General features: G+C 68.6%; 10 protein-coding genes. 5 read left to right on the top strand and 5 right to left on the bottom strand.

Annotated elements, in window-relative coordinates; all coding sequences use genetic code 11:
- Positions 1-29: 29 nt before the first annotated feature.
- Positions 30-1,982: a hypothetical protein gene (locus tag POL67_RS44920; RefSeq protein ID WP_271927530.1), complete on the bottom strand. Its 1,953-nt coding sequence runs from the start codon at positions 1,980-1,982 to the stop codon at positions 30-32.
- A 277-nt stretch (positions 1,983-2,259) separates the two neighbouring features.
- On the opposite strand from POL67_RS44920, the gene POL67_RS44915 reads away from it, so the two are divergent.
- Both POL67_RS44915 and POL67_RS44910 read left to right on the top strand, forming a co-directional pair.
- On the top strand, positions 2,260-3,036 hold the full coding sequence (locus POL67_RS44915; protein ID WP_271927528.1) for a hypothetical protein: 777 nt from the start codon (positions 2,260-2,262) through the stop codon (positions 3,034-3,036).
- Positions 3,024-4,052 (top strand): STAS domain-containing protein, encoded by a 1,029-nt coding sequence (locus tag POL67_RS44910; protein WP_271927526.1) that lies wholly within the window; start codon positions 3,024-3,026, stop codon positions 4,050-4,052. The genes POL67_RS44915 and POL67_RS44910 overlap by 13 nt, the downstream gene beginning before the upstream one ends.
- A gap of 21 nt (positions 4,053-4,073) precedes the next feature.
- Here POL67_RS44910 and POL67_RS44905 read toward each other — a convergent pair whose 3' ends face one another.
- Positions 4,074-4,796: a hypothetical protein gene (locus tag POL67_RS44905; protein ID WP_271927524.1), complete on the bottom strand. Its 723-nt coding sequence runs from the start codon at positions 4,794-4,796 to the stop codon at positions 4,074-4,076.
- A 374-nt stretch (positions 4,797-5,170) separates the two neighbouring features.
- Between POL67_RS44905 and POL67_RS44900 the strand changes: the two genes are divergently transcribed.
- Together POL67_RS44900 and POL67_RS44895 are read left to right on the top strand one after the other, a co-directional pair.
- Positions 5,171-5,842 carry a hypothetical protein gene (locus POL67_RS44900; protein ID WP_271927522.1) on the top strand — a complete coding sequence of 224 codons (672 nt, stop codon included), beginning with the start codon at positions 5,171-5,173 and terminating at the stop codon, positions 5,840-5,842.
- 15 nt (positions 5,843-5,857) lie between these two features.
- On the top strand, positions 5,858-6,091 hold the full coding sequence (locus tag POL67_RS44895; RefSeq protein WP_271927521.1) for a hypothetical protein: 234 nt from the start codon (positions 5,858-5,860) through the stop codon (positions 6,089-6,091).
- 105 nt (positions 6,092-6,196) lie between these two features.
- On the opposite strand, the gene POL67_RS44890 is transcribed toward POL67_RS44895, so the two are convergent.
- The 3 genes from POL67_RS44890 to POL67_RS44880 all read right to left on the bottom strand — a co-directional run bounded on the left by POL67_RS44890 (position 6,197) and on the right by POL67_RS44880 (position 9,140).
- The gene (locus POL67_RS44890) at positions 6,197-7,294 is read right to left on the bottom strand and encodes a serine/threonine-protein kinase (protein WP_271927520.1); all 1,098 of its coding nucleotides are present in this window, start codon (positions 7,292-7,294) and stop codon (positions 6,197-6,199) included.
- Positions 7,295-7,375: 81 nt separating this feature from the next.
- A complete protein-coding gene (gene glnA, locus POL67_RS44885) occupies positions 7,376-8,788 on the bottom strand; it encodes a type I glutamate--ammonia ligase (protein WP_271927519.1) in 1,413 nt (470 codons plus the stop codon).
- Between the two features lie 13 nt (positions 8,789-8,801).
- A complete protein-coding gene (locus POL67_RS44880; RefSeq protein WP_136930265.1) occupies positions 8,802-9,140 on the bottom strand; it encodes a P-II family nitrogen regulator in 339 nt (112 codons plus the stop codon).
- Between the two features lie 308 nt (positions 9,141-9,448).
- Here POL67_RS44880 and POL67_RS44875 point away from each other — a divergent pair, with 308 nt between their 5' ends.
- A complete protein-coding gene (locus tag POL67_RS44875; protein ID WP_271927518.1) occupies positions 9,449-12,181 on the top strand; it encodes a serine/threonine protein kinase in 2,733 nt (910 codons plus the stop codon).
- The last annotated feature ends 1 nt before the right edge of the window (position 12,182 follow it).

Below are 12,182 nucleotides of genomic sequence, written 5' to 3'. Positions count from 1 at the left end.
GGGATGGTGCGCCGCGTCGGGCGCGAGCGTCACAATCCGTAAACGTGGACGTCGTCGATTCGCCATTCCTCGGCCAAGGCGTCGCCCGCGGAGGTCTGATCGTCGTAATGGAAGCGGACGACGAAGGGCTTGCCGGCGACGAGCGCCGAGAGGTCGAGGCGGACGTGGCCCGAGGCGTCGAGCGTGTACGTGGCGACAGGGCTGAAAGGTCCGCCCATCACGGAGATTTCGACCGCGGCGTGGTCCGTGGCCGAGGTCCAGTGGTCGAAGTTGTGGTCGAATTCGAGGAAGACGCGCGTGAAGGGCCCCGCGTCGAGGGTCGGGGACACGAGGATCTCGCCGTCGAGCGCGACGTTGGCCTCGTCCTTGACGAGCATGAAGGCGCCGCCGGAGGCGCTGCCCGTGGTGTTGTCCTGGGGGCAGCCGAGGAGCGGATCGCAGCGGTAGAAGCCCTTGCCGTCGCTGCCGGCGTCGACGATGGAGAGGGGGGCGAAGTCGGTGGAGAAGTCCTGCGCGAGGAGGCTCGTCGCGGCCGCGCATTTCGGTCCCATGCCGAGATCGACGCAGGCCGCGCCGTCCGCGCAGCGGTTCGTCTTTCCTGACGGATCACACGCGAGCCCCGGGGCGAGGACGGGGCGGATCACGGCTTCGAGGCCATACGCGCCGGAATCCATGGCGCTGAAGCCGTCGACGACGAGGGAATACGTGCCGGCGGGGAGATTCGTCAGGGCAAACGACTCGGGCTGACCGCCGAGCTGCGTGTCGGCGCAAGCAAGCTCGTTTGCATTCGTGGAGCAAGCGTCGAGCAAGTACACGCCGAGGTCGAAGAGGGGCGAGGACGGCGCGACACGGACGGAGAGATCGGCCGGGGCTGGGAGCGTGAGCGTATACACGGCCTCGGGGCCGGCGCCGGTGCAGCTCGCGGAGAGGACGGCGCCGTCCGAGGCGAGCGTGGTGCCGGCATGATGACCCGCGCCGGCCGAGGAAGGCATTTCGCAGGTGCCCGAGGCCGAGGCGAGGGCGAAGGGCTGCTCGGTGACGCGAAGCTCGTAGGGGCCGACGTTCGCCGCCGCATAACCGGAGACGACGAGGAAGACGGGCGTCTGGGGCGGCAAGACCGCGGTTTCGAGGCGCGCGAGGGGGCCGTCGCCGCTGTCGTCGTCGCAAGCGTGCTCCACGCTGGTGTCGAGGCAGTCGAGGTAGGCCCAGGCGACGGTATCGGCGAGCGCGCCGCCGATGTCGGTGGTCTCGAAGGTCACGCGTGCAGGCGACGAGCCCGTGACGTACCGATGCACGACCGCAGGCGCAGCCGTGCCGCCGGCCGAGCAGGTTGGCGTGCCGAACCCGACGACGGGAGAGCCGAGCGTGGTGCCGGTATAGACGAGCGTTTCGCCCTGCATTTGGCCTGTGGCGAGGAGATCGACGGCGTTGCCGCAGGTGGTGCCGGGTTCGAGGAGACATTGGGAGGAGCAACCATCGGCAGGCATGGCGTTGCCGTCGTCGCAGGTCTCGCCCGGCTCGATGACGCCGTTGCCGCAGACGAACGAGGCGCCGCCTTGGCCCCCCGCGCCGCCGTTTCCGGCGCCGCCCATGCCGCCTGCGCCGCCGTTTCCGCCGGAACCGCCTGCGCCACCGCTGCCGCCTGCGCCACCGCTGCCGCCTGCGCCACCGCTGCCGCCTGCGCCACCGCTTCCGCCGACGCCGCCGCTGCCGCCCGCGCCGCCGCTTCCGCCGACGCCCCCGACGCCGCCTGCGCCGCCCGCGCCACCTTCCCCTGCCGCGCCGCCTTGTCCCCCTGCGCCGCCTTCGCCCGCGATCCCTCCTTGGCCTCCGGCGCCGCCGCTGCCGCCTGCGCCTTGTCCTCCTGCGCCTGCCGTGCCGCTGCTCGATGTGGCTGTGGAGCTGCCTTCGTCTCCGCACGCGGCGAGCGCCACGGTCGAGGCGAACATGCAGGCAAAAAGAGCGTCGCGGGCGTGGGCCATGTCTCCTCCGCTTTCGGCGCGATGAGAGCATGGCGAACGCGAAATTTGGAGCCCGCTTTGCGTCACGAACGGCGCGGATCGGGAGAAACGCGCGTTCCCGTCGGGAAAGCACGCACGCCGCGCGCGCTCTCGCCGGAGGCACGAACGGTGGGGTTCACCGGTTGTCCACGGTTGGTGTTCGAATCATCCTCGATATGCCGGCTTTCGTCCGCGCGATAGAGAGATTCCGCGGACGAACGAAAGGCGGCGGGTGCGGAGACTCCGGGGGGAGGTTTCGATGCACGACCTTTCGACGTTCTCGCTCGATGACATGATCAGCTTCGGCGCAATGCTGCGCGGCCTTGGAGAAGGCGCCCGGAGCATGGAAGACACGGCCGGGCGTGTCGTGCGCGCGCTCTACGAGAGCCTCGCACGCCCCGCGACGGGCGCGCGCTCGTGCGCGCTCGTGAGATTCTTCGAGACCCAACGATTCGACGCGCTGCCGGCGGAGCGGCGGAAGTTCGCGCTGCGGATGGCCGCCTGCGAGGCGCTCGCGCCGGACACGACGTGTCTGCAATTGCTGGCGAGCGCCGGCGACGAACCGGCCTGGAACGATCCGAGGGCGTCGGCCGGGCACCTCGCGATTCCTCTGCCGAGCGAGGAGGCGCTCGCGCGCATGCCGATGATCGCGCAGCTCTGCACGCAGCTCGGGATCACGACGAGCTCGGTGCTGCGGCCGGCCCGGTTCACGGAGCTCGCCGAGCAGACGTACGACGTGTTTTACGTGGAGCACGCCGCCGCGAGCCCGTACGTGCCGGCGAAGGCGGGCTTCGTGGAGCGTCACGGGATCCGGTCGGTCGTCGGCTGCGGGGGTGTTCTGCCGAGCGGGCAGATGTTCGCCGTGCTCCTGTTCTCGAAGGTGCACGTGACGCGGGCGACGGCGCAGCTCTTCCGGCCGCTCGCGCTCGCGATCAAGCTCGCGATCCTGCCGTGGTCCTTCGCCGAGCAAGAGGACAGCACGCTGAGCGAGGCGCCACGCGAGGCACGAGAGGAGGTGATCTCGTGCGCCCCGTGACCCTCGACAGCGAGACCGCGGTTCTGCGAGCGCGGGTGGCGACGCTCGAAGCGCTGCTGGCGGAGCACGAGCGGGCCGCGGCGGAGCGCGTGCAGCGGATGGAGCAGCTCGTCACGGATCTGTCGGCGCGCGCGCAGGTCTTCGAGGCGACGTTGCGGAGCATCGTCGACGGGGTGGTCGTGTGCGACACGGCAGGTCGCATCACGCACGTGAACGAGGCCGCGTCGTCGATGATGGGATCGAGCGGGCCCGGCGGCGTCCCCGTCGAAGACTGGGAGGCCAAGTACGGGATCTTCGACGCGGACGGCGTGACGCCGTACCCGAGGGAGGAGATTCCGCTTTATCGCGCGGTGCGCGGCGAGCCGGTGGACCGCGCAGAGATGTTCATCCGAAGCCCAAACAAGCCGCGAGGCGTCCTCCTCGAGACGAGCGCGCGGACCATCCACGACGAGCGAGGGGAGCGACTCGGCGCCGTGGTGGTCTTCCGCGACATCACCGAGCGCAGGCGGTATGAGCGAGAGATGGCGCAGCAGCTCGTGACCGAGCGGGAGAAAAACGAGACGCTGGAGCGGCTGCGGATCGCCGTGCAGGAGCTGTCGACGCCGATCCTGGAGGTATGGGACGGCGTGCTTGCGTTGCCGCTCATCGGCGTCGTCGACTCGAAGCGGTCGGCCCAGGTGATGGAGGCGCTGCTGGAGTCGGTGGTGCGGATGAGGGGCCGGTACGTGATCCTCGACGTGACCGGCGTGGAGGTGCTCGACACGGCGACGGCCGATCACCTGCTGAAGATCGTGCGCGCCGTGGAGCTGCTCGGCACGCGCTGTGTGCTCAGCGGCGTGAGGCCCTCCGTCGCGCAGACGTTGGTCGAGCTCGGGGTTTCGTTCGGGAAGCTCGTGACGCTCCGCAACCTGAAGCACGGCCTCAAGACGTGCATGCGGTGGAAGCAGGAGGCGGCCGCGGCGAGCGCAGGAACAGGGGCAGCACCTTCGAACGGACTTCGTCCAAAAACGGCGTGAGTCCGGAGCTCCGCCCTCGGATCACGCCTCCGCGTCTTCGTTCGTCCCGGTCGCCTCGTCCTCGCTCGTCCCTTCGCTCGGCCTCTCGCCCTTCAGGAAGAACGACTCCACGAAGTCCCGTTGCCCCGGGAAGAGCGCGCCGAGCGATCGGTGCACGCGCTCGAGCTCCAGTCGCAACCGGCCCTTCGCGACGAGCTCCTCGGAGCGCTCCTTCGACCAGCCCATCTGCGCGCCGTCGTTGGTGTTGATCGCGTGCTGCGCGCGCTCGGCGGCGTCCTTCAGCTTGCCCACGAGGCCCGCGCGCTCGCCAAAGTCTTCGCCGGCTTCGAGGCGCCCGGCCGCCTCGTTCGCGAGCTTGGCGCGTTTGTCGATCGGCGCGCGCGAAAAACCCGTGAGCAGGCCAGGCAGGAAGGAGGCGACGGCCGGGTGCTTCTTCGAGCCTCCACCGAGGCGGATGGTGACGAGCGCAAGCGCCTCGTCGACCCTGCGCTTGAGCAAGACGAGCGTCGCGTTTTGCTTGGCCTGCGCGGAGGGGCGGCCGAAGAGCTGGGCTTCCTGCGTGTCGCGCGCCTCTTTGAGGAGGGAGTCGATGTGGGTCTTGAGGGAGTGCGCGAGCTTTTCGAGCTCGGCCCGGTCGGTGGGCTTGAGGTCCGGAAATTCCGCCCAGGCGCAGAGGGAAGACCACGCGAAGGACGCGAACGTGAGGAGAACCCAGGAGGAAGCTGTCTCGTTGGGCAGGCGCATGGGGAGGACGCTCCGGGAAGGTTGGGGGAGGTAGGAGGCGGCGGGAAGGACGCTAACGAAAGCGGGGCGGGAGCGTCAAGATGGAGAGGAGGCGGCGGATGCGCCCTTGCAGGAGGGTCAGGGAGGCGGGGAGGGGGGTCGTGAAGGGTCGGGGCATGCGCAGGTGACGAGGGAGATGCCGCGTCGAGGCCTTCGGAGGGGTCGTTGCCCGGAGCGTTGACGGAATTCGGGGGAGCTGGTCGCATCCGGCAATGACGTGCTCGCGCATACGAACCCTGCTCTCCTGGGGGCTCCTTGGCTGCGCGACGGCGGCGTTCGTGCCGCTCGGCTGCGGGAGCAGAATCGTATACCCAGCGGTGAGCGAGGGCCCGCGCGTGCCGGACGCCACCGCGGAGCGCCTGCGAGCGTGCGTCGATGAGTTCGGCGGCGACCTTCGCGCGGGACACTACACGTTTGATTACAAGGTGCTGGCCGACCAAGAGGGCCACATCGCCGACGTGAAGGCGAAGGGCGTGCCCCATGCGGATCTTGCGGCGTGTACGCGGCTCGCGCTGGGAGCCATGACGGTGCCGGAGGATCTCCTGAAGGTGCGGCGGGTGTCAGGACCGCTCGCCCAGGCGAACGGGCAGACGATGCCGGAGCGGGGGCCGATCGGGGAGGTTGTGATTGTGACCGTGACGACCGTGACGATCGTCTTCGTCGACCTCCTCATCGAAGCGGGCGTGGCGACGATGCTGTTTGCCATCACCCTGGAGATCGCCGGGGATGTAGCGGAGAGCTTGAGATCGAAAGAGGAGCGGCAGCAGCCGTGTCCACCTTGCAAGACGGTTCGCGGGAAAATTGTGCCGGTCGGCACCATCGGGTATCGCCCGTTGGACACGCCGCCACCGGGAAAGGCGCAGCATGGCGTCGTTGGACCTCATCACAACATCTACAAGGCCAACCAGAACCCGAAGATCTGCCAATGCTTTTGGCAATCGATAGGGGCTGTGCCGTCGACGGGCCTACCGCCTGGGGCGATCCCAATTGAGCCTTTTGTCAACTAACTGCGGAGCCATGCCATGAAGTATTGGGATGGTCAGGACGTCAGGCTGGGTGACAGGGTAAGACTTGGTGACGATGACGGCGGGGTTGTTGTCTGCTCCTTAGATACGGGGGAGTACAGTGATGAACACCCAGAGAGTGCGTGGGGATATCTCAAGCGAGGCGTGATGATCCTGTTCCCCAAGTACGGGCTCATCCATTACGAGCAGCCAGAAGAGGACTTGGAGCTGATTGCACGGGCTGGCGCTTGACGACCGCCAAGGACTGCACTTCCCCACAGAACAGGAAGGGCCGCTGACGCGGCCCTTCGTTCGTTCGGCGCTGATGCGCGGTGGTGGCTGCGCCCCACGTCCGCGCTAGTGCAAGAGGAACCGGCTGAGCACGAACAGCGCGATCATCCCGAGCGCGACGCCCACGCCCGCGGCGAGGAGCAGCACGCCGCGGCCGCTCGATGCGTTGCCTGTCGCGCCCATGGGATCCATCGGCGAGGGCGCTGCATGCGCGGCCGGCGCCGAGGGGAGGTTCGGGCGCGGCATGCTCTGCGGCACGCTCGGTAGGCGCATGCCGCCGTGCGCGTTTCCCTGCGAGGCGTAACGCATCGGCTGCATCTCGTGCAGGGCCGCTTCGAGGCGCGCCGCGAGCACGCCGGCCGTCGGACGGCGATCCCGATCGCGGCGCAGGCAGTCGTCGATGATCGAGGCGAGCGCAGGAGGAAGGTCCGGTCGGCGCGAGGCCACGGGGTCCGCGTCGCGCGTCATGATGCGGACCATGAGCGCGTTGTAGTTCGGCGCCTCGTGCGGGAGCGTGGCCGTGAGCGCCTCGTGCATGACGACGCCGAGCGACCAGACGTCGGCGCGGCCGTCGATGTCGTCGCGGCCCGCGGCCTGCTCGGGGCTCATGTACGCGGGTGATCCGACGACGGTGCCCGTGCGCGTGAGCGTGAGGTGCTCGGGGTTGCCTTCGAGCATCTTGCTGATGCCGAAGTCGAGGATCTTGAGCACGGGCTCGCCCGTCGCCGCGCGGTGCGCGTAGAGGTTCGCGGGCTTGAGGTCGCGGTGGATGATGCCCTGCTGGTGGGCGCTGTCGAGCGCGCGCACCACGCCGACGAAGAGCTCGGCGAGCATCGCCGGGTCGAGCATGCGCTCGCGCGCGATCCACGCGTCGAGGCCCTCGCCGTGGAGGAGCTCGAAGACGAGGAAGGGCGAGCCGTCCTCGGCCTGCCCGAGGTCGAGGATCTCGACGATGCTGGGGCTGCGCACGCGGCCGCTCGCCTTCGCCTCGTTGAAGAAGCGCTGCAGCGACACGGCGTCGGCCGCGACGTCGGGGTGCAGGATTTTGAGCGCGACCTCGCGGTCGATGAGCTCGTTCTTTGCAGCCCAAACCGTACCGCTCGCGCCGGAGCCGAGCATCCGGACGAGGCGGTACCGAGATTGAATGAGATCGCCAGGGTTCAACCGGCTGGGGAGGATATCAAAGCTCGGCCCGCCGGCGTAGCTGAGAGACGCGACGCGAGCGTGCCGAGCCCGGCCTGCGGATCAGGTGTCGTAGTAGAGGAAGAATTCGTAGGGGACGGGGCGGAGGCGCACGGCGTCGAGCTCGCGCTCGCGCTTGTACTCGATCCACGTGTGGATGATGTCCCGCGTGAAGACGTCGCCCCGGAGGAGGAACTCGTGGTCGCGCTCGAGGGCCGTGAGCGCCTCGTCGAGCGAGCCAGGGCACTTCGGCACCTCTTTGAGCTCCTCGGGCGAGAGCGCGTAGATGTCCTTGTCGAGCGGATCGCCCGGGTCGATCCGGTTCTGGATGCCGTCGAGGCCCGCCATCATCATCGCGGCGAAGGCGAGATAGGGGTTGCACGAGGCGTCCGGGAAGCGGACCTCGATGCGGCGGCCCTTCGGCGAGTTGCCGGCGGCGACCGGGATGCGGATCGCGGCCGAGCGGTTGCGGCTGGAGTACGCGAGGTTGACAGGCGCCTCGTAGCCCGGGACGAGACGGCGGTAGCTGTTCGTCGTCGGGTTCGTGAGGGCCGCGAGCGCCTTCGCGTGCTTGAGGATGCCGCCGATGTACCAGAGGCCGATGTCCGAGAGGCCCGCGTAGCCGTCGCCCGCGAAGAGCGGCTTGCCGTCCTTCCAGAGCGACTGATGGCAGTGCATGCCGCTGCCGTTGTCGCCGAAGAGCGGCTTCGGCATGAACGTCGCGGTCTTGTTGTGGCGCTTGGCCACGTTCTTCACGACGTATTTGAACCACATGAGCGTGTCGGCCATCGTCGTGAGCTTGTCGAAGCGCACGCCGATCTCGCACTGGCCCGCGCTCGCGACCTCGTGGTGGCCGACCTCGACGGAGACGCCGCTCTCGATGAGCGTGGTCATCATGTCGCCGCGCACGTCGCCGAGCGAGTCCGTGGGCGAGACCGGGAAATAGCCTTCCTTGTGGCGGATCTTGTGCCCGAGGTTCGGGCCCGCCTTGCCCGTGTTCCACACGGCCTCGTCGGAGTCGATCTCGTAGAAGGCGCCGCGCGGGGAGTTGTCGTAACGGACCGAGTCGAAGACGAAGAACTCCGCCTCGGGGCCGAAGAACGTGGTGTCGGCGATGCCCGTCGCGCGGACGTGGTTCTCCGCCTTCTGCGCGATGTACCGCGGGTCGCGGCCGTAGGGCTGGCCGGTGACGGGGTCGGAGATCTTGCAGATGAGCGAGAGCGTCTTCTGCGCGTGGAACGGGTCGATCTTCGCCGTCGACGGATCGGGCGTCATCGACATGTCCGACGCGTTGATGGGCTGCCAGCCGCGCACCGAGGAGCCGTCGAAGCCGATGCCCTCCTCGAACATGTCCTCGGTCAGCCGGCTCGCCGGGATCGTCGTGTGCTGCCAGATGCCCGGCAGGTCGATGAACTTGAGGTCGACGAACTTGCAGTCGTGATCTTTCGCGAATTGAATGACGTCTTTCGGCTTCATACTTTCTTCTCCGTCAGATCGCGTCCTCGCCGCGCTCCCCGGTGCGGATGCGGACGGCTTCGTCGACCGGGACGACGAAGATTTTTCCATCGCCGATGCGACCGGTCTTCGCGCTCTTCTCGATGGCGTCGATGACGCTCTGGACCATGTGGTCCGGGACGACGATGTCGAGCTTCACCTTGGGGACGAAGTCGACGACGTACGCCGAGCCGCGATAGACCTCTTTCTTGCCGCCGGTGCGACCGAAGCCCTTCACCTCGGTCACGGTCATGCCCTGGATGCCGACCTCTGCGAGGGCATCCTTGACCTCGTCGAGCTTGAACGGCTTGATGATCGCCTCGACCTTCTTCATCTCTCGGACCTCTCGCTCGGGGGGCCGGTCGTGGTCTACGGCTCCCTCGGTTTCGGGAATGTTTCAGGTCACGCGCGAGGCGAGAAATTCCGAGCCCCCCGCATGGCGGACGGAAATTTGGTGACCTTCGTCGCCAAGATCCCGCTTCGGCGTGGAAGAGACCACGGGGAGGCGTTCACCCGAGGCCCGCTCTTCCGCGTGTTCCGGGGGCAATCGGCATCCGCCTACGTCGTAGAGTTGTCGGCGGGTTCCACCTCGCCTACCCTCGCGGGCGAGTTCGCCCTTTTCCGTTCGTCGCCGATGACCTGATGGCCTCACCGACCTCGACGAAGCTCCCGGTAGGTACCATCCTGTCGGGGAAGTACAAGATCACCCGCGAGATTGGCCGTGGTGGGATGGCGGCCGTCTACGAGGCCGAGAACATCGACATCGGCAAGCGGATCGCGATCAAGGTCCTCGCGCAGGAGCTGACGACGTCCATGGTGGTCGTCGAGCGTTTCTTCCGAGAAGCGCGCGCCGCCGCCGCGATCCGCAGTCCGTACATCTGCGACGTCTACGACTCGGGCCGTCTCGAAGATGGTCCGCCCTTCCTCGTGCTCGAGCTGCTCGAAGGCGAGTCGCTCTACGAGCGGATGACGAAGGTGCGGTACTTTGACGTCCCAACGACGCTGGCGATCATCACGCAGGTCTGTCGTGGCCTGACGAAGGCGCACGCCGCGAACATCGTCCACCGCGATCTCAAGCCCGAGAACATCTTCCTCGGCAAGGACGAGGACGGGCAGCTCCTCGCGAAGATCCTCGATTTCGGGCTCGCGAAGTTCTACACGCCGCTCGACGGATCAGGCGGGCCGCAACAAGCACGGCTGACGCGCGAAGGCGCGGTGTTCGGGACACCCGCGTACATGAGCCCCGAGCAGGTCCGCGGGCAGGGCGCCGTGGATCACCGCGCCGATCTCTGGGCGCTCGCGTGCATCGTCTACGAGTGCTTCACGGGGCGGACCGTGTGGCAGACGGAGCAAGGCGTGGCGATGACGTTCGCGCAGATCGCAAGCGCGCAGCCGCCCGATCCGCTCGTCTACCGGCCCGATCTGCCGCCGACGTTCAAGGCGTGGTTCGACAAGGCGCTCGACCGGAAGATCGATCATCGCTTCCAGACGGCGCGCGAGTTCGCCGAGGAGCTCTCGGCCGCGTTCGAGACGGCGCGTCCCGAGTTCTCGGGTCTCTTCCCCACCGATCAGTTGAACTCGCTCGGCAGGACCGTCCCCGCGCCGCCGCCCTCGAAGGCGGGCCTGACCGCGACGGGGAGCGATCTGCCGATGGTGTCGATGGCACCGCCGTCGTCGACGATGCCGAACCCGTTTGGATCGATGCCGCCTCCGTCCGTGCGTGGGGGTCCGACGTCGGAGGGCGGATCGCCGCGGCACACGAAGTCGACGTTCGAGGCGCCGCCGGGCACGCTGGAGCCGCTCGGCCCGGGTTTGTCGCAGGCGCCTCCGCGCCCGAAGACGGCCGCGCTCGGGATCGTGACGGTCCTCGTGCTGGTCGCGCTCGTGGGTGGTGGGTACGCGGCCTGGTCGAAGTTCGGGCCGGCGTCGAAGGGCGGCGAGGTCGGGACCGTGTCGTCGTCGACGCCGAGCGGGAGCGCCAGCGTCGTGGCGCCGCAGGCATCGGCGTCGTCGAGCGTGCGCCCGGTGTCGTCATCGGAGGCCTCGCCGTCCTCGTCCTCGCTCCCGTGGAGGCCGCTCGTCGCGGATGCACAAGCGACGCTCGCGAAGGGTGATCACAAGGGCGCGCTGAAGCTCCTCAAGGACGCGTTCGACAAGGGCGGCCACGGCGTGCCGCGCACGATGCTCGAGCACGTGCAGGTGGCGATCTCGGGCGACGCGGCGAAGTCGCCCTGCACGCTCATGGGGCTCGCGCGGCCGCGCTCGTACGATCTCGGTTCGGCGCAGCCGCGTCGTGTCGCGGCCGGGCGGCCGTGGATCGCGCTTGGGCCGCGCGGGCCGATCATGGTCTGGACCGACACGCACGAGGGTCCGGAGCACGCCTTCGCCGTCGCGCTCGACGAGGCGCTGCGGCCGCTCTCGGATCCGATCGACGTGACGCCGGAGGGCGGCGCGGTGACGCGGCCCGTGGTGACGGCGTTCGACGATCAGCTCGTGCTGCTCTACGCGGACGGGCACGGGGCCGAGGCGGGCGTGCACGCGCGTTTGCTCGATCCGGACGGCCGGATCGGCGGGCCGATGGTGAACATCGCGCCGCTGCGCGGGCCGAGCTCGGGCACGTCGATGCAGCGCGCGGCGGACGGCACGTTCGTCGTGGCCTGGACGGCCGAGACCGATACGGGCAACGACGAGCTCTTCCTGCGGAAGCTCTCGCCGAAGCTCGAACCCCAAGGCGAGCCGGTGCGCGCGACGGACTTCGTGCCCACCGGTCCGCAGAAGCCACGCGTGCGTTCGCCGATGGTCGGCATCGCGGGCGACGCCGCGCATGTCTCGTTCCGGCTGGAGCGCACGCCGAACCAGATCGCGTACCACATGCGCCTGCCGCTCGCCGACGTGGGCAAGGGCGTCGAGGCGCGCAAGAAGGGCGACCGCAACGATCGCTGGATCGGTGACACGATCGTCGTGAACACCGACAAGTCGAAGGCCGACATGACGGGGATCGCGTGCAGCAAGGACGCGTGCTTCCTCGTGTGGGACGGCGAGAGCAACTCGGGCGTGTCGGCGGCGTACCTCGACGCAGCAAACGCGCAGCCGCTCTGGCGGGACAAACGCTTCAGCAAGCTGGGCGGTCACCCGGCGGTCGGCGTCGACGCGTCGGGCAACGCGCGCATCGTGTGGTTCGAGAAGGGCGGCGTGATGACCGCGCCGATCAGCCGCGATGGAGTCGGTCCTTCCACGAAGATCGCCCGCGTGAGCGGCGCGCAGCCGAGCCCCGCGATCATCACGGGCAAGGCGCCCGGCGAGTGGTTCATCGCGTGGCTCGACTTCGAGGCGGGGCAACTCGAACCCTACGCGGCGCGCTTCGTCTGCAAGTGAC

Source organism: Polyangium mundeleinium (assembly GCF_028369105.1).
Taxonomy (GTDB): domain Bacteria; phylum Myxococcota_A; class Polyangia; order Polyangiales; family Polyangiaceae; genus Polyangium; species Polyangium mundeleinium.
This window is presented reverse-complemented; position numbering and strand designations above follow the sequence as displayed.

Bases quoted from the DNA above. Each gene is read 5' to 3' on its own strand.
- POL67_RS44915 (WP_271927528.1), top strand. From the start codon at position 2,260: ATGCACGACCTTTCGACGTTCTCGCTCGATGACATGATCAGCTTCGGC.
- POL67_RS44905 (WP_271927524.1), bottom strand. From the start codon at position 4,796: ATGCGCCTGCCCAACGAGACAGCTTCCTCCTGGGTTCTCCTCACGTTC.
- POL67_RS44895 (WP_271927521.1), top strand. From the start codon at position 5,858: ATGAAGTATTGGGATGGTCAGGACGTCAGGCTGGGTGACAGGGTAAGA.
- POL67_RS44880 (WP_136930265.1), bottom strand. From the start codon at position 9,140: ATGAAGAAGGTCGAGGCGATCATCAAGCCGTTCAAGCTCGACGAGGTC.
- glnA (WP_271927519.1), bottom strand. From the start codon at position 8,788: ATGAAGCCGAAAGACGTCATTCAATTCGCGAAAGATCACGACTGCAAG.
- POL67_RS44920 (WP_271927530.1), bottom strand. From the start codon at position 1,982: ATGGCCCACGCCCGCGACGCTCTTTTTGCCTGCATGTTCGCCTCGACC.
- POL67_RS44875 (WP_271927518.1), top strand. From the start codon at position 9,449: ATGGCCTCACCGACCTCGACGAAGCTCCCGGTAGGTACCATCCTGTCG.